19 protein-coding genes and 1 pseudogene are annotated in these 22,728 nt (G+C 49.5%); 5 read left to right on the top strand and 15 right to left on the bottom strand.

Annotated features, from left to right (window positions below; genetic code table 11):
• Positions 1–265: 265 nt before the first annotated feature.
• Positions 266–1,516, bottom strand: a pseudogene (locus ABWV55_RS07875) (1-deoxy-D-xylulose-5-phosphate reductoisomerase); the annotation flags it as partial.
• On the opposite strand from ABWV55_RS07875, the gene ABWV55_RS07870 reads away from it, so the two are divergent.
• Complete coding sequence (locus tag ABWV55_RS07870) at positions 1,469–1,630, top strand: hypothetical protein (RefSeq protein ID WP_353292807.1); 162 nt, start codon at positions 1,469–1,471, stop codon at positions 1,628–1,630. The pseudogene ABWV55_RS07875 and the gene ABWV55_RS07870 overlap by 48 nt on opposite strands.
• A complete protein-coding gene (locus ABWV55_RS07865) occupies positions 1,602–2,924 on the top strand; it encodes a sodium-dependent transporter (RefSeq protein ID WP_353292696.1) in 1,323 nt (440 codons plus the stop codon). The genes ABWV55_RS07870 and ABWV55_RS07865 overlap by 29 nt, the downstream gene beginning before the upstream one ends.
• Before the next feature lie 13 nt (positions 2,925–2,937).
• Here ABWV55_RS07865 and ABWV55_RS07860 read toward each other — a convergent pair whose 3' ends face one another.
• The 4 genes from ABWV55_RS07860 to ABWV55_RS07845 all read right to left on the bottom strand — a co-directional run bounded on the left by ABWV55_RS07860 (position 2,938) and on the right by ABWV55_RS07845 (position 8,849).
• The gene (locus ABWV55_RS07860; protein WP_353291533.1) at positions 2,938–3,114 is read right to left on the bottom strand and encodes a hypothetical protein; all 177 of its coding nucleotides are present in this window, start codon (positions 3,112–3,114) and stop codon (positions 2,938–2,940) included.
• A 95-nt stretch (positions 3,115–3,209) separates the two neighbouring features.
• The gene (gene cysS / locus ABWV55_RS07855) at positions 3,210–4,697 is read right to left on the bottom strand and encodes a cysteine--tRNA ligase (protein WP_353291532.1); all 1,488 of its coding nucleotides are present in this window, start codon (positions 4,695–4,697) and stop codon (positions 3,210–3,212) included.
• Positions 4,698–4,703: 6 nt separating this feature from the next.
• Positions 4,704–7,727, bottom strand: a complete 3,024-nt coding sequence (gene polA, locus ABWV55_RS07850; protein ID WP_353291531.1) for a DNA polymerase I — start codon at positions 7,725–7,727, stop codon at positions 4,704–4,706.
• Between the two features lie 27 nt (positions 7,728–7,754).
• Positions 7,755–8,849 (bottom strand): efflux RND transporter periplasmic adaptor subunit, encoded by a 1,095-nt coding sequence (locus ABWV55_RS07845; protein WP_353292695.1) that lies wholly within the window; start codon positions 8,847–8,849, stop codon positions 7,755–7,757.
• 145 nt (positions 8,850–8,994) lie between these two features.
• Between ABWV55_RS07845 and ychF the strand changes: the two genes are divergently transcribed.
• Complete coding sequence (ychF, locus tag ABWV55_RS07840; protein ID WP_353291530.1) at positions 8,995–10,092, top strand: redox-regulated ATPase YchF; 1,098 nt, start codon at positions 8,995–8,997, stop codon at positions 10,090–10,092.
• 406 nt (positions 10,093–10,498) lie between these two features.
• On the opposite strand, the gene ABWV55_RS07835 is transcribed toward ychF, so the two are convergent.
• On the bottom strand, positions 10,499–11,746 hold the full coding sequence (locus ABWV55_RS07835) for an MFS transporter (RefSeq protein ID WP_353291529.1): 1,248 nt from the start codon (positions 11,744–11,746) through the stop codon (positions 10,499–10,501).
• On the opposite strand from ABWV55_RS07835, the gene ABWV55_RS07830 reads away from it, so the two are divergent.
• Complete coding sequence (locus tag ABWV55_RS07830; RefSeq protein WP_353291528.1) at positions 11,710–13,377, top strand: alpha/beta hydrolase; 1,668 nt, start codon at positions 11,710–11,712, stop codon at positions 13,375–13,377. The genes ABWV55_RS07835 and ABWV55_RS07830 overlap by 37 nt on opposite strands.
• Here the strand turns inward: ABWV55_RS07830 and ABWV55_RS07825 are convergent.
• From ABWV55_RS07825 to ABWV55_RS07805, 5 genes are all read right to left on the bottom strand, one after another.
• On the bottom strand, positions 13,374–14,393 hold the full coding sequence (locus ABWV55_RS07825) for an ABC transporter permease (RefSeq protein WP_353291527.1): 1,020 nt from the start codon (positions 14,391–14,393) through the stop codon (positions 13,374–13,376). The two genes, ABWV55_RS07830 and ABWV55_RS07825, sit on opposite strands and share 4 nt — an antisense overlap.
• A 12-nt stretch (positions 14,394–14,405) precedes the next feature.
• A complete protein-coding gene (locus tag ABWV55_RS07820) occupies positions 14,406–15,941 on the bottom strand; it encodes an ABC transporter substrate-binding protein (RefSeq protein ID WP_353292694.1) in 1,536 nt (511 codons plus the stop codon).
• 141 nt (positions 15,942–16,082) lie between these two features.
• Positions 16,083–16,319 carry a hypothetical protein gene (locus ABWV55_RS07815; protein WP_353291526.1) on the bottom strand — a complete coding sequence of 79 codons (237 nt, stop codon included), beginning with the start codon at positions 16,317–16,319 and terminating at the stop codon, positions 16,083–16,085.
• Between the two features lie 114 nt (positions 16,320–16,433).
• Entirely contained in the window at positions 16,434–17,741 is a 1,308-nt protein-coding gene (locus ABWV55_RS07810; RefSeq protein ID WP_353291525.1) for a homoserine dehydrogenase, read from the bottom strand.
• Positions 17,742–17,793: 52 nt separating this feature from the next.
• On the bottom strand, positions 17,794–18,234 hold the full coding sequence (locus ABWV55_RS07805) for a SufE family protein (RefSeq protein ID WP_353291524.1): 441 nt from the start codon (positions 18,232–18,234) through the stop codon (positions 17,794–17,796).
• Between the two features lie 106 nt (positions 18,235–18,340).
• Between ABWV55_RS07805 and ABWV55_RS07800 the strand changes: the two genes are divergently transcribed.
• Positions 18,341–18,604 carry a hypothetical protein gene (locus ABWV55_RS07800; protein ID WP_353291523.1) on the top strand — a complete coding sequence of 88 codons (264 nt, stop codon included), beginning with the start codon at positions 18,341–18,343 and terminating at the stop codon, positions 18,602–18,604.
• Positions 18,605–18,680: 76 nt separating this feature from the next.
• Here the strand turns inward: ABWV55_RS07800 and ABWV55_RS07795 are convergent, their stop codons facing one another.
• From ABWV55_RS07795 to bchI, 4 genes are all read right to left on the bottom strand, one after another.
• Complete coding sequence (locus tag ABWV55_RS07795; protein ID WP_353291522.1) at positions 18,681–19,250, bottom strand: 5-formyltetrahydrofolate cyclo-ligase; 570 nt, start codon at positions 19,248–19,250, stop codon at positions 18,681–18,683.
• Positions 19,251–19,500: 250 nt separating this feature from the next.
• Positions 19,501–19,890, bottom strand: coding sequence for an AbrB family transcriptional regulator (locus ABWV55_RS07790; RefSeq protein WP_353291521.1), 390 nt, complete (start codon positions 19,888–19,890; stop codon positions 19,501–19,503).
• A 1,274-nt stretch (positions 19,891–21,164) separates the two neighbouring features.
• On the bottom strand, positions 21,165–21,629 hold the full coding sequence (ruvC, locus tag ABWV55_RS07785) for a crossover junction endodeoxyribonuclease RuvC (RefSeq protein ID WP_353291520.1): 465 nt from the start codon (positions 21,627–21,629) through the stop codon (positions 21,165–21,167).
• Between the two features lie 8 nt (positions 21,630–21,637).
• Positions 21,638–22,726, bottom strand: a complete 1,089-nt coding sequence (bchI, locus tag ABWV55_RS07780) for a magnesium chelatase ATPase subunit I (RefSeq protein WP_353291519.1) — start codon at positions 22,724–22,726, stop codon at positions 21,638–21,640.
• Between the last annotated feature and the right edge of the window lie 2 nt (positions 22,727–22,728).

Genomic DNA, 22,728 nt, shown 5'->3' with positions numbered 1-22,728 from the left:
GCTCAATGCGCTCCGGAGTAACCTCTCCATACCAACAGCCATCGGGCCAAATTAGTAAAACGGGACCGCGCTCGCAAATTCGTAAACAGTCAGCTTTAGTTCGTAGGACGATGCCCTCTGGACGTGTAGGAGCCTCAAGTCCGAGTGTTTTAACCCCAAGCTTGAGAGCAGTCCAGCAGGCTTCTCCGCTTGAAGGCACACAGCATTTGGCTTTGTTCGGTGTGGCACAAATCAGCAAATGGTGGCTAACCCGAGGGTAGGCCGGCGCCGCTGTTGTAGATACGGGAATCCGTTTTCTGCCAAGATTCGCCTTCTCGCGTGCTACTGTGCGCGCCCATCGGTCCACACTCAACACATCATCAAGCCGTGGCTGGGCTATCAAATCTGACTTGTGACGTTCGCAGGTCGCTTCAATCACCTCGGGAATATCAAGGAAGTGGATGCGTTCCTCTAGGAACTGAGCCACGGCTTCTTCATTCGCTGCATTCATCACGGCTGGCATCGTTCCACCTACTTGGCCGGTTGCGTATGCCAATTCCATGCAGGGATACTTAGCGGGATCTGGGGTATGAAAGGTAAGTTGTCCCACCTCGGTAAGGTTAAGTCGCTGCCAAGGTGTCTCCAATCGAGACGGCCAGCTGAGGCAGTACAGGATGGGTAGTCTCATATCAGGCCAACCCAGTTGCGCCAACATCGATGAATCAACCAACTCGACCATCGAGTGGATGATGCTTTGAGGATGAATCACTATCTCAATGCGGTCATAGTCCAAACCAAATAAGTAATGGGCTTCAATTACCTCCAGTCCTTTGTTCATCAGAGAGGCAGAATCTACAGTGATTTTTTGCCCCATATTCCAGTTAGGATGACTTGTAGCGGCTGCAACTGTGGCCTTTCTAAGGTCGGCGGCATCCCAATCTCGGAATGCACCACCTGAAGCAGTGAGTTGAATTCGACGTAAACCAGGGGTAGGAATACCGGTTGATAAGCGTGCTGTTTCAGCCCAAGGGGTGCCCTGTAGACACTGGAAGATGGCAGAATGTTCGGAATCGGCGGGTAACAAGCGGCTGCCGCTCTTTTTCAGTTCTGGCAACACGACTGGTCCAGCGGCAATCAGTGTTTCTTTGTTTGCTAAGGCTAAATCCTTTCCGGCACGAATGGCAGCTAGTGTCGGCAGCAGGCCTGCACAGCCAACGATTCCTGTAACAACAAGATCAGCACTTCCCCACGATGCAGCTAAATCGAGGCCTTCGGTGCCTCCTACCAGCTGAGGTGATTTGGCTGGACGCTCGGAAGGATGCAGTGTGTCTAAACGCTGCTTCAACTCTGGTAGAAGCGTCTCATCCGCTAACGCCACTAGTTCGGGCTGATGCTGCTTGATCTGTTGTACGAGTAGGGCGAGATTACGGCCTGCCGTCAGCGCTACTACACGGAACTGATCCGGAAACTCCTCAGTAATTTGTAGGGTTTGCGTGCCGATGGAGCCAGTGGAACCGAGCACGCTGATGGCTTTCATGCTGTCCCAGTCATTCCCAATAGTCTCCCACTAGACCGCTTAATCACTGGCAAGCTAGCCCACAGCTTTGAATCATCGACGTACGATGGCAATCAAGGAGTACTGGCGCTCTAGACTCGGATTCATGCTAGCGGCGACCGGTAGTGCCGTTGGTTTGGGCAATCTCTGGGGATTTGCGTATCGTGCTTCTCAGGGAGGTGGCGGAGCATTTTTGTTTCTGTATCTCTTGATTGTTCTGGTGGTCTGTCTGCCTGTTTTGATCGCTGAGATGGTGCTTGGTCGCAGCACAGGCCACAGTCCGCTATTGGCACCGGTAACAGTCGCCGGTAAGCATTGGCAACCCATGGGCTGGCTGTTTGTAGTCTCGTCCTGTGGGATTTTGGCGTTCTATGCTGTGTTGATGGGTTGGACAGGGGTCACCTTAATCCAGGTACTCACCCAAGGCCTTCCGGTCAACATCACTGAGGCCGAAGCTTTCTTTGCTGGTTTGAGTGGTGGCCGCGCTGCTCTGCTCAGCCAACTAATTAGCCTCGTACTCACTGCTTTGGTGGTAGCAGCTGGCGTGCGCAGCGGCATTGAGCGATTATCCCGTTGGGGCTTGCTACTACTTTTTGCCCTATTGATTGGCCTGGCGATCTGGGCCACAGGCCTTGATGGTACTGAAGGAGGCTATCGAACTTTTTTGTTGCGTTGGGATTGGACACAACTTGCAAACTTAACCACGATTCGCAATGCGTTTACCCAAGCCTTTTTCTCCGTCGGCACTGGAATTGGCTGCATCTTGTCCTACTCCGCCTATCTCGATCGCCAAGTCCATCTCCCTAAGGAGGCTGTTTCGGTAGTGGGTATGGACACAGCAGTGGGTTTACTAGCAGGCATGGTTACTTTCCCCGTGGTGATGAGTTTTGATCTGCAAGGTGTTATAAGCGAGTCGACACTCGGAACAATTTTTATTGCCCTACCAACAGGACTGGCCTCACTCGGTTTTTCCGGTCGTTTGGTGGCGGTGTCGTTTTTCGGGTTGGCTTTTTTAGCAGCTATTACGTCGGCGGTCTCTCTTCTCGAGGTTCCTGTGGCATGCCTAATAGACCGGCTGGATTGGAAGCGTTCCAATGCTGTCTGGATTTCCACCGCTGTGATCTTTGTGCTGGGATTGCCAGCAGCCACTTCCCTTGACACTTTGGGTTGGATGGACTCGGTGTTTGGCGGCTTGCTGCTAATTCTGGGTGGCCTACTTTTAGCCGTATTACTGGGTTGGGTAGTGCCCAGTCGCTTTACTAAGGACCTTGAACAATCAGCTACACCTCCTGTTCTGCGTCGGTTCCTACTGGTGTTGTTGCGTTGGGTCTCCCCCCCTGTGATAATGCTCGGCCTTGTAATCAGCGTGATTGATTTAGCGCAGGGCTAGGTCACGCGGTCCTTCACAATTTGGGATCACTAGATCTATTCAACATGCCTTCCATCTTGCGAATGCGGGTTAACATTTTTCGCCATACCTCTAACTTCCAAACTTCTTCTGCATCCTTGGTTTGTGTAGCCAAAAGTTCTTGATCCCTAAGCTTGGTTTCGAGATCTTCGTCAGCCTCAAATGACCTCATGAGCTCCATCTCCATTTTCGCTATCTCCATAAAGTTCAATTTCTTGAGCCAGAGCATGACAACAGCGCAATCACTTCAAGGCCAGTTTGACTGGGTTAGCTACGAATCCACTCCGTAATACCACCTGGTTTATCGATTAGTTCGATGCCCTGAGCTATGAGCACCTCACGGATCCGATCAGCCTCAGCATAGTTTTTGCTAGCTCTAGCAGCTTCTCGGGCCTCGATCGCGACTTCAATCCCTGCACTATCTCCGGCGCCAGGGCTGGCTGTGTTGGTCTCGTACCGCAAACCTAAAACGGCTCCTAGATCACGCAGCAGCCGCCATCGCTGATCTAGCTCTAGCGCCTCTTGAGTGGTCAGATCAGCTTTATCGCCCCGGTCAAATCGATTAGTCAGGGCTCGCAGCGGTTTGGCTAAATCAAACAGCACTGAAAGAGCCTCAGAGCTGTTGAGGTCATTATCCATGGCATTGATGAAACGTTGCTTCAGTGGCTCGATATGACCAGCCTGGAGGCTGGTTGCTGAAACCAAAGCACCGTTGGTTAAATCTGGGACCGGCTGCCAGCCAAGTGATTCGCCGTAGCGGTGGCCAAAGCCAAGGGCAGCGTTAAGGCCTTTCCAACTGACATCTGCAGCATCTAAAGCATCATTAGTGAAATCCAAAGGTTTGCGGTAATGCGCCCGCAATACAAACGTGCGCAGGGTCATCGGTGAGATCCCACTCTCAAAAAGGGTGCGGATCGTAGTGAAGTTGCCAAGTGACTTGCTCATTTTTTGGCCACCCACATTCACCATGCCGTTGTGCATCCATATTTGGGCCAGCTTCTGTCCTGTAACTGACTCGGATTGAGCTATTTCATTTTCATGATGCGGGAAGATTAAGTCAGCTCCGCCAAGATGGATATCGATAGTGTCGCCCAGTTCGGCTCGCACCATGGCGGAGCATTCGATATGCCAGCCTGGTCGGCCCGCACCCCAGGGAGATGGAAAGCTGGGCTCGTCCTCCTTAGTGCCTTTCCAGAGAACGAAATCGAAAGGGTGCTGTTTTCGCGCTCTTTCGCTGTTGGTAACACGTCCGGTAGCATTATCTTGCTGTTCACTCAGGTTACGTCTACTGATTTTTCCATAGCCGCTATGTTTCATCACGGCGAAGTAGACATCGCCGTCAACGCTATAGGCTGCGCCCTTCGCCTCAAGTTCACCAATCAGGGCGCGAATGCTATCCAGGCTCTGTGTGGCTCGAGGCATCCGATCGGGACGAAGAATCCCGAGAGCATCCATGTCCTCATGAAAAGCGTTGATGTTACGCCTACTTATGGCATCTACAGAGGAGTGTTCCTCCAAAGCGCGTTTAATTATTTTGTCGTCAATATCTGTGAAGTTTTGGACAAAGGTCACATCAAGGCCACTCCAAATTAGATATCGGCGAAGGACATCCCAGTTGATGTAGCTGCGAGCGTGACCTAGGTGGCAGTGGTCATAGACAGTGACACCGCAACAGTAAATACTTGCTTTGCCCGAACTGAGTGGGGTGAAAAGCTCTTTACGGCGGGTGAGGGTGTTGGTAAGCCGCAGCGGCACAGGAGATCAGCAGATAATGGGGCTGAGGTTACGGCCTGCTGGATGAGGTTTATTAGCCTCCATCCAATCGCTACCTATACCGGTTTCTACTAACAACGGCACATTCAGCTTTACGGCGTTCTCCATGGTGCTGACCACCAACTCCCGGGTAGCGTCCATCGCTTCAGGTGCAACCTCCAGAACCAGCTCGTCATGCACTTGCAGTAGCAGCCGGGCTGGCAATCCTTGGCTCAGGAAAATCGCTTGTAGCTGCACCATAGCGATCTTAATGATGTCGGCGCTGGAGCCCTGAATAGGAGCATTGGCAGCGGCACGGAGCTGTTGGGCTTCTATACCGCCACGTCTTGCCATATCAAGATCGATTTTGAACGGATCTTGACCCAGCAGACGACCTAAGCCATTGCGATCGAAGTGAAACAATCGGCGACGGCCCAAGATCGTCTCCACATAACCGCGGCTAAGGGCCAAGCGCTCTTGCAATTCCAGGAAAGCAAAGATCTTTGGATAACGCTGCTTGTATCGCACAAGGAACTCTTTCGCTTCCGCTTGCCGGACTCCGGTTTCACGAGCAAAGCGTTGAGCGCCCATGCCATAGATCACACCAAAGTTGATGACCTTGCCTAGGTGGCGTTCATCGGCAGTCACATTGTCTTTATCCAGAAGGAGCCGAGCCGTCAGAGCGTGTACATCGCTGCCATTTTTGTAAGCTTCCTGCAACACATCTTCTCCAGAAAGGTGAGCGAGGATGCGCAGCTCAATTTGGGAATAGTCTGCGCTGAGCAACGCCCAACCCTCCTGGGGAAGAAAAGCCTTGCGAATGCGACGACTGTACTCAGTACGGACGGGAATATTTTGCAGGTTAGGGTTGCTGCTGCTCAAACGACCAGTTGCTGTCACCGCTTGATTGAAGTCGGTATGCACACGGCCAGTCTCCTCTTCTACCAGTTGGGGGAGTGCATCAACATATGTGTTTTTAAGCTTACTCAGAGTGCGATGCTCCAAAACGAGAGGTACCACAGGGTGATCGTGTTCGAATTTCTCGAGAACAGCGGCATCCGTACTGAACCCTGTCTTAGTTCGCCGAGATTTCTTTCGATCTAAGCCAAGGGTGTCGAATAACAATTCCCCAAGTTGTTTTGGAGAAGCAAGATTGAACTCAATTCCAGCAGCATCCTTGGCCTCGGTCTCCAACCGCCTCAATGTGCTGCCCATCTCGTCTGATAGCGTTCTGAGGTACGGCACGTCAACACGGATGCCGGTGGCCTCCATCTGTGCCAGGACAGACTCGAGCGGCTGCTCCACCTGCTCGAGCAATGGAATCAATTTTGACCCCATTCTGCCTAGAATTTGGCGTAGTCGCAACGCCAAACGGAATGTGATGTGAACATCCATACCGCAGTACTGGCTTGCAAGTGCAACCTCCACGTCAGCGAAGGTTTCTTTCTTGCTGACCAAGCCACTGTAAGTGGTCGGTCGAAAGCCGAATTCTCGTTCTGCCATCTGGTCTAAGCCATGCTTGGCTGCGGCATCCCGTAAGTAGTCTGCCAGCAGGGTATCAATCACCACACCACCGAGCGTGAGCCCGTGGCGTAGCAGGATCAGCCGATCGTATTTAGCGTTTTGCAAAGCTTTGGGATGATCCGGGCTTGCCAGCCATGTAGATAGAGCTGTAAGTACTGTTTCCAGTGGAAGCTGTGGCGGGGTGGCTTCAGTAATTTCTGCCAACTGCCGATGGCCAATTGGGATATAAGCAAGGGCATCTGTTGCCTCTCCCCAGCAGACCCCTAATCCCACCAGTTCGGCTTTAAAGGGATTAAGGTGTGTAGTCTCTGTATCTATCGCGACAGGAGCATCCATATTTTTACTATGCATCAACCGCTGCGCGAGTTGGTCAAGAGCTTCGACGCTCTCGATTAGCTGCGGGTGAAGAGTAGGTATCGATCCGATCTTTGTAGAAGCTTGAGTTGAATTTGAACCTTTGGTTGTTGCTGTGGTGGCAATTGGCGCTGCAGCACTTCGGTGAACAAGTTGGGCAACCTCAGCATCGGCATTAGCGCTAAATCCACCCGTGGAGAAAGCCGCAACAAATTCACTCACTTGACGAACGAGACTACCGAGCTCGAGACCGTGAAGGCGGCTACTCAAGCCCTCTGCGTCTACAGTTTTTAGCGTTAATTCTGGCTCTCGGGGCAAAGGGACATCCACCAAGATCTCGGCTAACATTCTCGAGAGATAAGCGTTGTCACGGTCACTGCGGAGTCTACTTTTTAAAGCTCCCTTAATCATTCCACGGCCGGCCTTGGGACCTTCTGCTTCGACTTCAGCCAAGGTGGCGTAGATAGCATCGAGGTCAACATTTTCCTTGAGGAGGTTAACTGCTGTTTTAGGACCGACACCTCGTACGCCTGGGATGTTATCGGAACTGTCACCGGTTAGGGCCTTGAGGTCTACCACCTTGTTTGGCATTACCCCAAGCTTGCTCATGACCTCTTCTTCTTGAATCAGAGTTAGCCTGTTTCCCTTATAATGACGACTTGAACCCATGTAAAGAACGGCGATGTCGCGGCTGTTATCCACAAGTTGGAACAGATCGCGATCGCCCGAGAGCATGCGAACGCCCCACCCTGCGTTAGCTGCCCGATTGGCGAGGGTACCAATAATGTCATCCGCCTCGTATCCAGGGCTGATGCAAAGTGGCAACTTCATCTGATCTTTGAGTATTTGCTGGAGCTGTTCAAGGTCCTGCAAGAAAATCTCTGGAGCCACGCCACGATGCGCCTTGTACTTCGTATGAGCTTTATGGCGGAAGGTGGGTTCAGCTGTGTCAAAGGCAACGACAACGCCTTGGGGCTTAAGTGTTTTACCCAAATCAAGAAGGGATTTTAGAAAGCCATAGGTCACGCTTGTGGGGCGCCCGTCTTTCGTGGCCAAACCTCCTTCTCTTCCTTTGCTGAAGGCATAGAAGCTGCGAAAGGCCAAAGAATGACCATCTACAAGCAAGAGGGAGGGTTTGATGGCGACCTCAGGCATGGCAGAAGCGGACAAGAACGATTGAAGTCAGTCGCGATTCTGAGCCCAGGGGGGCAGATCGATGAACAATTGTGTTCCTGCATCAAGTCCCTCCAGGATTGCAGTCTGTGCGCCGCTGCTGCTGCCCAGTTGCACCTCTTGAAAAACCGGTTGTTTCTGCTGATCAACCACAAGAACACCGGTCCTACCACCTTCCGTTAGGATCGCAACCGTAGGAACAAGGATTTTGGTAGCGCTACGGCCTGTCTTAAAATCGACATCGGCGGTCATACCGATCAGTAACTTTTGCGGCGGTTTCATTAGCTCAAGCTGCACCTCGAAAGAGGTCACATTGTTCTGTTTCATAGCTCTGGGCGCGATCTCGCTTACATGAGCCTGAAAGCGCTCATCAGGAAAGGCATCAACCCTGATTTGCGCAGCTTGACCAATGCCAAGCCGTCCAATGTCGCTTTCAGGGACACGAGCTGATACCTCCAGACCTTGTGATAGCTCTACAATTGAGGAGCTTGTTGCACCAGCAGTTGCCGATGCTGCAGTGGTTGGAGTAACAAAAGCGCCGGGTTCTGCATAGCGGGCCGTGATAGTCCCTGCAAAAGGGGCGCGAATATCTAGCTCGCTGCGTTCCTGCTCCAACTGTTCCAATCTCTCTTGAGCAGCGATCATTGCTGCTCTACGGGAGAGCATCTCATTCTGCACGGCGCTGAAGTTATCGGCGCTGATTACTCCCATCTCAAAAAGTTTGTTCCGACGTTCGAATTCTTGCTTCTTAATGGTGTACTGGGCTTCTGCCTGGGTGAGTAAAGCCTGACGTTCTTGCAATCGATCGTCAAGATCGCCTCGATCCATCACGGCTAAGATTTGGTTTGTCTTCACGATGTCGCCTTCATCTACCAAAAGTTCACTTAAGAGGCCTTGTTTGCGAGGGCTTACGTTTACCCTTCGCTTAGCTTGTAGCTCTCCGCTGGCGGTAATTACACTGGACAGGGCTCCACGCTTCGCTGTTGTGACGTAAGGGGTGAGATCGCGTTGACGGTTGCCCCAAAGGCCAGAACGCACCAGCATTAACCATGCTCCACACAAGGCGATGAGTGTGAGAGCTACAGTTAGCCGGTCTGGACGCATGCGAGATGCAAGCTTCCCCAGGGCAGGTCCAGTCTCACTCATAACAGTGGACGAAGACAAGGTTGTGCAGAGTCGTCGCAGGGACTGCAGCATTAGCGCACAAAAGTTTACAATAGTCTCACCGCTAGTCGGTAGATTTCGCTGCATGCTTAAAGCTGGAATCATTGGTTTGCCCAACGTGGGCAAATCCACTTTGTTTAATGCGTTGGTGGCTAACGCTCAGGCACAGGCTGCTAACTTCCCCTTCTGCACGATCGAGCCGAATGTGGGCACGGTGTCAGTGCCGGATGATCGTTTGAGGCTGCTGACTGATCTCAGCAAAAGTCAAAACACTATTCCGGCGCGGATAGAGTTTGTTGATGTTGCTGGCCTGGTGAAAGGCGCAAGTCAAGGCGAAGGTTTGGGGAACAAGTTCCTCTCCAATATCCGTGAAGTGGATGCCATTGTTCATGTCGTGCGTTGTTTTGAAGACGACGATGTGGTTCACGTGTCCGGCTCTGTGGAACCGGTTAGAGATGCGGAAGTAATTAATCTGGAGCTCTGCTTGGCAGACCTCTCTCAGATCGAGAAGAGACGTGGAAGACTCAAGAAGCAGGTGGGCACCAGTCAAAAAGCCCATCTAGAAGATGTTGCTTTAGAGCGGATTCAACGGGTGCTTGGTCAGGGAGGCGCTGCACGAACTGTAGAGCTCAGTGCCGAGGAGAATGCATTGATTAAACCTTTAGGGCTTCTTACGTCCAAGTTAGTTATTTATGTCACCAATGTTAGCGAAAACGATCTCGCTGATGGTAATACTTTATGTTCAGAAATAACTACACTAGCTAAACTAGAGGGCGCTGAAACCGTACGAATCTCAGCTCAGGTGGAAGCTGAACTTGTTGAACTAGGAGACGAGGAACGCGCTGATTACCTTAAAGGATTGGGAGTGGGTGTCAATGAAGGAGGTTTGCGAAGTTTGATTCGAGCGACCTATAGATTGCTTGGTTTACAGACGTATTTCACGACAGGTGAGAAGGAGACACGTGCTTGGACGTTCAAAGCCGGTATGACAGCTCCACAGACGGCGGGAATAATTCATACTGATTTTGAACGTGGCTTCATTCGAGCTAGAACTATCGGCTGGGAGAAATTATTGGAGGCTGGCTCTCTTATTGAAGCGCGGAACAAGGGATGGTTACGTAGTGAAGGGAAAGACTACGTTGTGGCAGAAGGAGATGTGCTGGAGTTTTTATTTAATGTTTAAGTATTAAATGTAAAACTTGTGCATCGATATAATTGATGGGTAAGCATAGGTCAAATCAGGCTTACTACTCGTCTGCCAGTGCTAATTAACCAATGGCCAGACTCTATTCTGGCATTATATAATGGCGGTACCTGCATGATTAAATCTAAACTAAGATTATTTTACAGGCGTTGGTGTGCAGAAAGCCATGTTCTTAAGAAGGTTTCACTTAGACACCATGAGTGCATAGAACTGTGCCTGAAGGATTGCTAACCCCTGAAAAGTTTTATAATGCCAAGAACAAAAACCGCAATCCCGTGTGTCGCTGTAAGGCTGTTTAAGCCATCGATATTGTCTTTAAAATCACTGATATCAAGTAGATCTTACCGAAATTTGTTTAGACACTCCACTACAGCATTGATAGGGCTTACAAAGCTGTCGGGTCGCTTTTTTGCAAGCGTGGATGCAAATTGTGCAGAGTCGGCAGCAGCACCAGGCAAACCATCGCCATCAGAAGCCAGAGCAGAAGGCCATTGTTCTGATGGTCTAGCAGCGCACCACCAGCAAGAGGTGCAATGATAGCGCTTACCGTAAAGCATTGGGAGAATAGGGCCATGGCCAGACCTCGATGTTCCCTTGGAGATTCTTCGATTATAGCTTCTGTGGCGGTTGGCAAGAATGCTGCTTGGGCAAAAGCCATTGGAAACAAGCTGATTAGTACAAGGGCTGTACCAAACTTAGACAAAGAAGACAAGGCAATCAACATGCACCCTAAGCTGAATCCGACAAGACTGATCTTCAGGCCGAAAGCGAGGCTGCGGCTGGCAAGCCAACGACCCACGGGCCATTGCAAGATGACAAGAAGAAGCAACTGCAAGGAGATCAAGGCGCTACTACTACTTCCGCTGAGGCTTGGTCGCAATAGACTTCCTTGAACTAGATCAAGGGGGAGTGCACTTTGTTGAAGTGCCAAAATGCAGGTGGCTATAACACTTGTGGTTAACACAGGCAACAGCGGCGGTAGCCAGGTAGGTAGCTTGGGAAGCCCGCGACGTCGGTTTTTTTTGAGAGGTTGACTTGGATGGCTGAAGGGCCGATCGTCCTGCAGCGGATGGAGACTGATGAGCAGAAGCGTAGTGCCCATACATATCGCCTCAACACCATAGACAACTCTCAGTAGTCCTTGAGTAGATGCCAGGGTTCCGATTAGGGCGCCACAACCGATACCAAGAGCATCAGCACTGCGTACAAGAGCGTACCCTCGGCCGGATGGCACTCGGTCGCAGCTCAGGGAGACAGCCAACTCGATTGCAGGCCAGTAGAAACCCGCCGCGCTTCCCAGAAAAAGCTGACCCAGTAGAAAATGCGAATAGTCATTCGCTTGAAGTAAGATCATATCCGCGATGATGGCCAGCAGGGTGGTGACTCGAATGGGCCAAGAGCAACGCATGCCCTGGTCGATCAGAACACCACTAAGTAGACGAATCAAAGTCCCAATCAGTGCTGACAGTGCAAGGCCACTGCCTACTTGGCTGGCTGAAAAATTGATTGCATGAAAAATCAACGGAGTCATGAACATGACTCCACCAGCTCCAATGGATGCCAGCAGTCTTAAGCGGGTGACATTTCTCAGGCCTGATGGAAACTCAATCCACCACCACAAAAGGTTTGGCATTGCTGCACGGATGCTTAACAGGAAGATCCATCACAACGGGCTTACTTAGTAGTCTGCTGCTTTGCCCGATCGGATCGTGGCCGGCGCGTGCAATTGAACGTCTAGAATTTGAGATTGATGGGACTGTTTTACCCGTATCGGTTGCTGATCTCAGATCCTTTGAGCGGTTAGGAGACCGCAGCAGATCCGAGTTGGCTACTTGGCTGCGACTGCTTGATACTGAAAGTCGTAAAGAGTTGATCAGTCTATTTAATGCCCCTGTCTTGACTCGAAGGAGCTTGGGTCAACAGCTCCTTAACAGTTGGGGGGCTGGTCCTTTGATCGATGCCTTGGGATCTTTGATACGCGTGGAAGGCGGTGGTCGCATCAGCAGTTCTGTCGTTTTACCAACCTTGGAGCGCCTGCTGCTCAAGCAGGCGCAAGTGTCCACACTGGATGTGCTGCAAGCTTTACCAGCTCAACATCTGCGATTAGACCTTAATGCGCTAATAGACACTGCGAACCATTGGTTTAAACAATTAGAGCGTCACAATGGTTTGATGGCTGCATTAGCTGCTAAACCCATTACGCATAATGGCAAGCCCAACCCACTGAGTGCCTCCTTTTCGGGAGTACCCCAATCCAAGGCCTCTCCCTGGAAAGAGCCCCAGAAACTGGACTTAGCGGTGCTACATCGAGAAGGACCGATTCAGCTCCAAATCTGGTCATCGTCTGTTTTTCCATCTTCGCCCAAGCGCCCTTGGCTCTTACTTATGCCTGGATTAGGTGGTAGTCCGGAGCATTTTGACTGGCTGGCGGGGACCCTAGCTGAGGCCAGCTGGGTCGTAGTAGTTGTGAAGCACCCGGGTAGTGATGCAGCGGCCGTTCGGGCTTTTCTTGACGGGCAGCAATCCTTTGATGGAGCAAAAGCATTGCGCCAGCGACTTGCTGATTTAAATTCGGTACTGGAGGAGCAGCGCAAAGGTCAAATTCCAGTGGAGGGTACAAATGTTGTGTTGATCGGATACTCATTTGGTGCACTTACCGCACTCTTGGCTGCTGGGGCTAGTCCCGTTTCTGGCATTGACCATCGCTGCCGACAGTCCCTAGCCGCGATTCCTGTCACTAATTTGTCCGAGTTGCTGCAATGCGAATTGGCCGATAGTCGTGCGCTTAAAATATCTCCCATTTATCCACAGCCGATCGCTGTGGTTGGTTTGAATAGCTTTGGTGGTTTGATCTGGCCCAATTATCATCAGACACAGCCTCTTAATATTCCATTACTATTAATAGGTGGAACACTCGATTTAATTACGCCCCCTTTAGATGAACAGATTGCCCTTCTCTCAGGACTAGGACATCATCCCCTAAGTCAGGCGATTGTTGTGGAAGGCGCAAGTCATTTTTCTCCTATTCGGGTAGGAAACCAAAGTGAATCTTTTCGGGGAAATGATCTATTCCAACTTAATGAAAATCTGGTTGGGGTTAATCCTTTAGTGGTTCAAAAGCTAATTGCCATGGAAATGATTAATTTTCTAGAGCAGTTGGATTCGAATGTAACAGCTGCTTCTGTGGGTCACTTTAATCTTGGATCGATCCGTTGGCACCGCTTGAATCGCAACGCAGCCAAACGTCTCATCCGCAACTTCTAGTACCGTACACGTGGGTCAAGAACAGCTATAAGGAGATCCACTCCTATCCCTACTAGCACTACGAGGGCTGCGATGACTACCACGATGCCTTGAACCACCGGGTAATCTCGTTGACTGATTGCTTCTTGAAGGCGAAGAGCAATGCCAGGCCATGAAAATGTGACTTCGACTAGTAGTGCACCGCCAATCAGAGAGGCCACTGTGATACCAATAATTGTGAGAATAGGAAGAAGCGCGTTTGGTAGAGCGTGACGCAAAATTACTTGGCGTTCGCTCAATCCCCGGCTGCGAGCTGCTTCGATATAATCGCCGCGAAGAGTGCGCCGTAAGTTGAGCCTAAGTGCTGTTGTGAAAGTGCCGCTGAGTAGAACCGCCAAGGTTCCCGCAGGAAGAACCAGATGGCGGATCGTGCCGTTTAGGGCAATCCAATTGCCTGAAAAAATGCTGTCCCACAGATAAAAACCACTGCCGTCTGGTGGTAAAAGATTAGGTGGGAAGCGTCCTCCTACAGGAAACCAGCCAAGATTGGTAGCCAGTACTAACTGGACTGTCATTGCCAACCAGAAGGGCGGCAGCGCGTAAGTGCCTAAGCCGTAAAGCCTTACACCAAGGTCGATCCTGCCTTCTGGCCGAGCGATCCCGCTGAAGCCAATGCTGAATCCGATCAGGACTGCAGAGACTAAGGCAATCACGCTGAGCTCGAGGCTTGCAGGTAGAGTCCGCTCGATGATCAAACGCACCGGCTCTTGATCAATCAAAGCCTGTCCCAAATCCCCGTGGAGGAGACTACCGAGGTAACTCAGATATTGATCTACTAACGATTGATCAAGGCCGAGTCGGGCGCGCATGGCTGCCTTAGCGACTGCTGGGGCTCTGCTGCCAAGAACAGCATCTACAGGATCACCTGGAGCTACTCGCAACAAAAGGAATACCAGGGTGGCGATTAGCCATAACACGAGTGGTGTCAATCCCAGGCGCGTTGCGCTGTAGCAAAGAAGATCGCGCGTGCGTCCCACTAATGCGTCCCCTTAGTTTTTGTGAGACGCGATTCGTTGTAGTCGAGATAAACGAACGAATCCACTGCGATCGTACTTAGGAGGCTTAAGACCAGGTTGACTCCAGGATCTGGGTGATTCCAGCCAGACAGGGATATAGGCCGCCCCATTTACGGTAAGCCGCTCGATTTTGTTAAGAACAGTTTCACGCGATATCCCTCGCAAAGAGTCGCTTCTTTTAAGCAACATCTGTAAGCCAGGGCTGGTCCAAAAACTTCCGCTGACGGCAGCTTCACCATCTACACAGATATCGCCTTCGGTTTTCGTACAGCTCAGCAAAGGAGTGAGGTAGGCTTCAGGATCTGGATAGCTGCCAAGCCAATCCAAGATGACGGCCTTGAACGCCCCCGTACTGAGGCGACGGTATACCGCTGTTGACTCAACACCATTGAGCTTGAGCTCAAGACAATTGCTTAAGTCTCGCTGCACCTGGGCTTGCCACGTGAGGGCCAGGAGCTTGTCAGCGGGAACATTAGACCGAAAAGTGAGCGGAACTTCCAGGCGTTTTCCCTGACAAAAACCAGATTGCCGCAAAAGTGATTCAGCTCGTTTGGGGTTATATTTTGGCCAGGAGGCTAAGGTGCCTCCGGGTAGACCCGGAGGGATCAGGGATCGTAAGGGTCGGCGTAGGCCGTAGCTCACGCGCTCACTTATCTCCTCACGATCGATACTTAAAGCGATAGCCTGTCGCAGTCGTCTATCTCTGAATGGTGCGGCGTTACTCAGAAGTGTGATGTATCCGATTTTCATTGCTGGGCCAACTGCTTCATGAAGTAGGGTTTGGTCGGCCGACTGATTTAACACGTAGCGCTGATCTTCATCGATGGATGATGAGAGGAGAACATCAATTTCGCCGCTTTGGAGGGCACCGAACAGTGCTGTAGAGTTGCTGAGGCTGATTAGGTTGATGCCGCTGTTACTTGGCGATTTGCCCCAGTATCGTTCGAAGGGCTCAAGACGTTGATGTTGTTTGTTGAAACTAGTCAATCGATAAGCGCCTGTACCAACGAAGTCGTCATGCAAAAAGCTGTTCTTATGCTTTGCGTAAGCTTGAGGAGACAGGGGAGTAAGGCTAATAGAGGTTAGTAAGCTTTCAAGAGATGTGGAGCGATTATTGAGCTGCAGGCCCAAGATGTTGGGTGCCAGGACCTCCACTGCTTTGATGCGATCGCCTACCACATAGTTCAATGTTCCGATACGCAGGAAACGACGCAAGCTAAAGGCCATTGCTTCCGCATCAAAGCGACTGCCGTCATGGAAAAGCACATCCGTCCTGAGTGGGATAATGACGTTCAAGCCATCGTCGCTGAGCTCTGGCTTTGACGCGGCCAAGCAAGGTCGTAGGGTTCCATCCGCACTAAGGGTGTAGAGGGGATCACCAATTGCTCGAAGTAGCTGAAGGTTATTGGTTGTACTAGCTTGCGCTGGATCTAGAGAGGTGATCATGCCTGCAAAGGCTACAGTAATCCGATCGCTATTTGTGTTTGGTTGACAGCTTGCTTGAGTCACGACTGCTGCAAGTAGGGCAGCTACCAGTGAATAGAAGGATTTAAAGAGACGGTCGATTCGCTTCAATCGCTTCAAAGTGACATTAAGGTAGAGGAACCCGCACGACACTTACGTTAAAGGGCACTCCATTGGACATGTTACTTAGTCAAGAGCACGGATCCGCTGCAAGGAGATTTCAAAGACAGGCGATCCCCCCTGCGGTTCGATTGGCCAACGGCGTACCCAGCAACGATCGTGGTCTCGATCAACTCCGATTACTTGATAAGTGTTCTTATCTTGGTCGAGGTTGACGCAATCACCCTGATGAATGATTGTCGAGCCTGACGCATCTTTAATAAGGCAACTTTGATGGGATGATGCCTGGGTGACATTTAGCATAAGCCGATCGACGCATAGACCAGCGCTTGCTGATCTGTGCCGTGAAACGTCCCATTATTCTGACGCATCAACAAAGCTCATTGCCAAAGCTAGCTAGGTGACTTCGGTTTGGGTTTAGAGACAGCCAAGATGCGCCGCAAGGTTGATAACCTCAGGCAGAGCTTCAATAGCCTTGGTGGCTGCTTCCATCTTGCTTTGGCTCACTTCGTGGGTAATCACAACTATCTCGGCATTCGCCTTATTAGCATTAAGTTGGATGATGGATTGAATCGACACTCCTTGCTCTCCGAAACAGCCGCCAATGCGACCTATCACACCTGGGGTGTCCTGTGTACAAAAACGTAAGTAGTGGCATTGGCGGATTTTACTTTGATCCACTAGAACGCAGTTACGCCAGCTGCTCGCTGCCAAAAGAGGGTCGACACGATTTTCCATCTTGCCTGCCTGACGGATTCCGGCTATATTGAGAATGTCTGCCACGACGGCTGAGGCTGTTGGTCCTGCTCCTGCACCTGGTCCGTAGAACATGACCTGGCCAATCGGGTCACCTTCCACGAGGATTGCGTTATTTACTCCGTTGACCCCTGCCAACGGATGATCGTTGGGGATTAGGGTAGGTTGGACACGAAGCGACAAGGGCAACGGCTCTGCCGACTCTTTCATGCGCTCCGCCACGGCAAGCAGTTTCACGCTATATCCGAGTTGGCTGGCACAATCCATATCCCGACCTTTTAGGTGGCTAATGCCGGTAGTGGGTATATTGCTGCGATCAACACTGCCACCAAAAGCAAGCGCAGCCAATATGGCGATTTTATCAGCGGCGTCAATACCATCAACATCCGCTGCTGGATTCGCCTCAGCGTAACCCAGATTTTGGGCATCCTCGAGAGCGCTCTCGTACGCAGCGCCTTCATTAACCATACGGGTGAGGATATAACTTGTGGTGCCATTGATGATGCCGCTAACGCGGTTAATTCGGTTTCCACCCAGAGATTGCTTCAGGGGCTCGATGATTGGAATACCACCGCCAACGGCCGCTTCGATCAGTACGTAAACACCGGCTTTAGCAGCTGCATCTGCAATCTCTTGACCATGCCGGGCAATCACTGCTTTGTTTGCAGTCACGATGGATTTTCCTTTGGCAATCGCTTGTAAAATCAAGCTGCGAGCCGGCTCAATTCCACCGATGAGTTCCACTACCACATCGACGGTAGGGTCGTTGACCACCTTGAATGGATCGGTGGTGAAAAGCTCGATAGGAAGCTCCACAGATCGTGGCCGTTTCAAATCTTGCACAGCGACCCGTATCAGCCGCAGATCTGCCACCAGTGGATGACGTTCATTTGGGTTCTGCAGGATCGAGGCCACACCACCGCCAACTGTTCCTAAACCGAGTAGACCAATTCCAAGCCCTGAACCCATTCTTTTTTAATCCCTTATGGCATAAGCGTTAATAACCCTAATTAATCCACGACTAACCCATAGGTACCGTTTCTTTGTCAAGTTGTCGAGCCTGCTCTTGCATAACTCGCAGAATGTTGAGAAAACCATTGGCACGGGAAGGAGTCAGGCTGGTTTGAAGGCCTGTGGCAGCGATGAATCCCGGATCAACAGCTTGTACTTGTGGGGGTGTTAGACCATCCAACCCTTGAATAAGAAGAGCTAGTAATCCCTTAGTAATCAAGGCGTCAGAATCGCCTTGCCAGCGCATGACACCCTGGTTGAGGGTGCCGCGGACAAACACCTGAGAAACACACCCTTTCACTTTCGTATCGTCAGTCTGCTGGTCCGCAGGCAAAGGAGTCAGCTTTTTCGCGAGCCAGAGTACGTATTCGTAACGACGCTTTGGATCGGTCGTGTTCCCCAGCCGTTCCACGATCCGGTCGAGAGCTTCACTGCCGGTACTGGTGATCATCGCAGCCGATTAGTTATCACGACATGCACGCTAACCAGGACTCTTACAAGCATCAGGCTCGGCGGTCAAGAAATCGACTCATCAGGATTCACATGAACTACCGTATATGTGCAATTCTCAGGTAGCAGAGATAGACGGGGCCACTATCTGTTTGTGGCGTCTGCAGCGACGTTTGCACGTTATAGAGATCAAAGGTGCACCGGCTGAAATGACTCAGTACGGCCTAGGTTTGGTCAAGGTCACCGATCAGAATCGCGTGAAGGGAAAGGAATTTCGCGTTTTAGATGGCTTCATTATCGAGGAGCTGCTATTTCAACTAAGTTCTTTGTTGAGATTATTGAGGAACGCTTCTAATCTCACGAGCATATAGAACGTGGGTTTTAATTAGGCTGAGACCTCTAGAATACCAAGTACAAAGAAAACACGTTTAGAGTAGCGGATAAGTTTTAGCTTAGGCTGGAGGCTAGGGCCAAGCTGGGTCCCTGTTCACTGATCCATCCGTTGAACGGAATATCCCAGCTGTCCCGAGGTAAGGGGTTAGAACAAATGCAAGCTGAGGGTAAAATCACCCACGCCGGTATTACAGCCCAGAGAGGATCAGACCGTAGCCGATCGTAGTAGCCGCCTCCGTATCCTAGCCGAATCCCGGAGAAATCAACAGCCAGCGCCGGTACCAATAGCAAGCCGATCTGACGTGGATTAAGGTCAAGACCGGCGGATGGTGCTGGGATTCCACAGCCATCCTTAACTAGAGGTTGATCATCCCAAATCCTGTACCGAATCGACCCATACCCATCAGTGATTGGAAGCGCGACAGGGTTACTAAGATAGTCGCGCAGCGGTTGTAGATCTACCTCACCGGCAAGAGGCCAGTATAAGCCAATGATAGCGTCATCCCAAGTACTGGCATTTGCCTCTAGCCAGCAAAGCACTGCTTGACAGATTAAAGCTGATAAATTGCGGTGTCCGTAACGTTGATATCGATAATAGCGACGAAGAGTTGATTTATTAACCACGGCTCAATCTCAGAAGCGATCGAATAAACTTACGGCTGTTATCGAATGTCATTTACGGAGAAATCAACCTACTCTCAGTGAATTCGATCAGGCTTAAACATCGATGGTCTTATTAGATGGAGCTTTAGCTTATCGATACTTAATTTGCATTGTGTCAGTAATTCCGATGGTTGTCCCTCGTAAATTAAGATTCTGTTGCGATGGTAGGGCTGGCGCATTTTTTAAGTATTGGCTAGGTTATCATATCTAGTCACTCTTCAACGCCTTCGGCACCTTCGCTATGGGTTGCAGCTGCGCCCGTAGGAAGAAGGCGAATTGCCTTTTTACCGAGTTTAATTTCAAACTCATCGCCTGGTTCTAAATTCAACATGGTGGTGTAAGCCTTGCCTATCAGTAGATTGCCGTTGCCTTGAACCTTGGCTATGTAGCTCAGTTTGCGGCCACCTTTGCCAATTGCGGCTCCACCGCCAGTTAGGTTAACGCCTTTTGCGTCAAGTAAAGCTTCATAGAATGCAGTGAAATTAAGACGTTCGCTGCCATCCTTCTTTTCAGATACGTATCCACAAGCTCGTACCAAATCAGACTTTGAAATATCGCCAAGATCCTTCACTTTCGAAAGAAGGTCAGAACCTGTCAGCATTGGATCGAAGACTATTGATGTGCAAAATATATTTGTATTAGACGACACTTGTCAACAAATAAACCAATAAAAGCATGTCTTGATCCGCGCGTCTGAATGGATTTTATGTATGGCCCCTTTACTGGACATGCTTTCTAATGAAGTCAGTTCGTTAATGATTTCATCTTAGGGATAAAAAATTTAATATTTGATTGCCAGCATGCTAGCTAACAAAAAATAGTTTTTAAGTAAGGGAGCCTTCCAAAAGGCTTATATTTAATCTTATAACAGCCTATATTATATGTAATTCCAATGCTTATAAAGCTTTAAGGTTGTTTTTTAACTCTAAAATAACAAACTCATAATATGAATATAGTATATAACATCTATATGCTATCTATCTAAATTTATGTTTTACAATTATTAAGCATAACATTAATATTAAAGTACTTATACTCTTTTTGCCTTTATACTGTACTGATCACTTCTACTATAAGAACAAAATTTAATATAAAAATATTTATAATTGTTAAAGATTATTTTTTATAAAAAGATTATGCAATCAAGCAATTTTTTTAGTTAACTTTAGACTAACTACAACCTCTATTTTTATCTATTGAATAATAGATAAAAATCAAAGTACTAAGCCGTAATCTCAAAAAGCACCTAGTGTTTTATTAAATTTTTAGTAATTCAGTTATTTAGTGGCTTTTTGCTACTTTTGTCAATTCAAGTATCGGTTGAATTCTTAACCTATTTTCTTACAGTAACGAATGTTTTTATGACTAAGTAATATACTTAAATATTTTATTAAGTACAAATATTCTAGATTAAGGGATTAGAGATTGAGATATCTAAAGAACGTAAATAATCTTGAGTTATCATGTATAATTCTTATTTTAAATTAGTTATTATTTCAACACTATTTCTTTGTTATAACTAAAAAGTATTTATCTATTTAAAACCGATCTAAAGGCAGAAGCATATATGTAGTCTAGTTAGTCTTTAAACTAACTCAAGGTTAGAGACAGAGAAAAACTTCTTTAACTGTGTTCATGCGATTACTTATAATGACTCGCGTCAGTATAGGTTTTGCCCTGGTGAATATTTGCTAATTTCTGAATAGCGGCTATTACTTTAATGGTATAAACAATAACTAATGCTCATCTATACTACCTTTTAAAAGCAATTGTTGTTATATCTGCTGCAGCCCCCACTCTCAGCTCAATTAATTACGAGGGTAAAATTAAACTGAAGAAATATAATGCTATTATAATTCATTTGTCAATTTTAATTTATCGTTGAAACCAACCGGTTAAAGCAGTAGCGAGGGCATCGGCAGCGTCGTCGGGCGTAGGAGGATTACTAAGACCCAGTTCCCGCATCACGGCCTTAGTAACCTTATCTTTTTCGGCATGGCCAAATCCGGTAAGGGCAAGCTTGATTTGCATTGGCGAAAGTTCTACCACGGGCACCTTAAATCGCGCCAGTGTCATCATCACTACTCCTCGAGCTTGTACAACACTGATGGTGGTGCTGGAGCGATAGAAGAAGAATTTCTCTACTGCTGCAAGCTCTGGTTTCCAGGTGCGGATGAGCTTACGGAGATCTGATGTGATCACCACCATACGATCTCCTTCGGAATGGCCCGCTTCGGTGCTAATTATGCCACAATCGAGAATGCGTCGCTCACCGCTATTGGCGTCGATTATACCATAGCCAACACGAGCTAAGCCTGGGTCGATACCGAGGATCTTCATAAACCCGATTAAGCGGTGAGGGCGAGTTTGAAATCAGTGCAATCGTTGCTTCCATCACGTTCAAATACTTGGCAGAACACCTTCACCACCCGATCACCTGAATCTATTTGTTCAAGAGGATCCTTACGAAGGCGGTGGCGGAGACAACAAGACGCGACACGCGCTATTTGTTCTTCGTTTACCTCCGTTCGACTTTCAAAGGCAGCTAGTGCCCGAGCTGCACGGTTAGTAACTATATCTCCCCTTAAGCCATCTACATCTAGCTCACTGCAGACAGCCGAAATGCGAAGGCGAAGGTCGTCGTCAATGCTCACTTGGTTAAGCCGTTGTTGCGCGTCTACAATCCGCTGTTGAAGTGCAAATTGATTTCCGTTGACGGCATTGCTGAAGCCGTCTGGATCATTATCGAAAGCCGTGCGTTGTTCCACCACTTGAACGCGAAGTTCTGGATCACGGACAGTGCGCACTTCCACGCTCATTCCAAAACGATCGAGCAACTGTGGTCGCAGTTCGCCTTCCTCAGGGTTGCCGGAGCCAATCAGAACAAAACGAGCCGGGTGTCGCACCGATACCCCCTCACGCTCCACGGTATTCCAGCCTGAGGCGGCGGAATCGAGTAGCACGTCGACGAGATGATCATCCAGCAGATTAACCTCATCAACGTAGAGAAAACCTCGATTGGCTTTCGCTAAAAGACCTGGTTCAAAGGCTCGTACACCTTCGCTCAAGGCTTTTTCAATATCAATCGTTCCACAAAGACGATCTTCGGTAGCGCCGAGGGGCAGATCAACCATCGGAACCTGTCGCGGCTCGATAATCAGAGTCTCGTTCCGTTGCAAGCGCTCGCATACCTCACTACTCTGTAGGTCTGGATCTGTAGCGGAGCTGTTGTACGGATCCCCGGCAACAACTTCAATGTCGGGTAGCAAGTCTGCCAACCCACGGATCGTGGTGGACTTACCTGTGCCACGGTCACCCATGATCATTACGCCACCAATCCGTGGGTCGATCACATTGAGTAGAAGCGCCAGTCTCATTTCTTCTTGACCAATCACCGCAGTGAAGGGGAAAACCCTGCGCTTCCGGGGTTCATTCACGG

The organism is Synechococcus sp. M16CYN (assembly GCF_040371545.1).
Taxonomy (GTDB): Bacteria; Cyanobacteriota; Cyanobacteriia; order PCC-6307; family Cyanobiaceae; genus Parasynechococcus.
The sequence above is the reverse complement of the archived record's forward strand: the minus strand, read 5'-3'. Positions and strand labels throughout refer to the sequence as shown.

Bases quoted from the DNA above. Each gene is read 5' to 3' on its own strand.
- ABWV55_RS07835 (WP_353291529.1), bottom strand. From the start codon at position 11,746: ATGCCAAACCTTTTGTGGTGGTGGATTGAGTTTCCATCAGGCCTGAGA.
- ruvC (WP_353291520.1), bottom strand. From the start codon at position 21,629: ATGAAGATCCTCGGTATCGACCCAGGCTTAGCTCGTGTTGGCTATGGT.
- ABWV55_RS07810 (WP_353291525.1), bottom strand. From the start codon at position 17,741: ATGGGTTCAGGGCTTGGAATTGGTCTACTCGGTTTAGGAACAGTTGGC.
- ABWV55_RS07815 (WP_353291526.1), bottom strand. From the start codon at position 16,319: ATGCTAAATGTCACCCAGGCATCATCCCATCAAAGTTGCCTTATTAAA.
- ABWV55_RS07860 (WP_353291533.1), bottom strand. From the start codon at position 3,114: ATGAGGTCATTTGAGGCTGACGAAGATCTCGAAACCAAGCTTAGGGAT.
- polA (WP_353291531.1), bottom strand. From the start codon at position 7,727: ATGCCTGAGGTCGCCATCAAACCCTCCCTCTTGCTTGTAGATGGTCAT.
- ABWV55_RS07845 (WP_353292695.1), bottom strand. From the start codon at position 8,849: ATGCGTCCAGACCGGCTAACTGTAGCTCTCACACTCATCGCCTTGTGT.
- ABWV55_RS07805 (WP_353291524.1), bottom strand. From the start codon at position 18,234: ATGATCACCAGTACCGGCAGTGAAGCTCTCGACCGGATCGTGGAACGG.
- ychF (WP_353291530.1), top strand. From the start codon at position 8,995: ATGCTTAAAGCTGGAATCATTGGTTTGCCCAACGTGGGCAAATCCACT.
- ABWV55_RS07790 (WP_353291521.1), bottom strand. From the start codon at position 19,890: ATGCTGACAGGTTCTGACCTTCTTTCGAAAGTGAAGGATCTTGGCGAT.
- ABWV55_RS07800 (WP_353291523.1), top strand. From the start codon at position 18,341: ATGTGCAATTCTCAGGTAGCAGAGATAGACGGGGCCACTATCTGTTTG.
- ABWV55_RS07830 (WP_353291528.1), top strand. From the start codon at position 11,710: ATGGAAACTCAATCCACCACCACAAAAGGTTTGGCATTGCTGCACGGA.
- ABWV55_RS07865 (WP_353292696.1), top strand. From the start codon at position 1,602: ATGGCAATCAAGGAGTACTGGCGCTCTAGACTCGGATTCATGCTAGCG.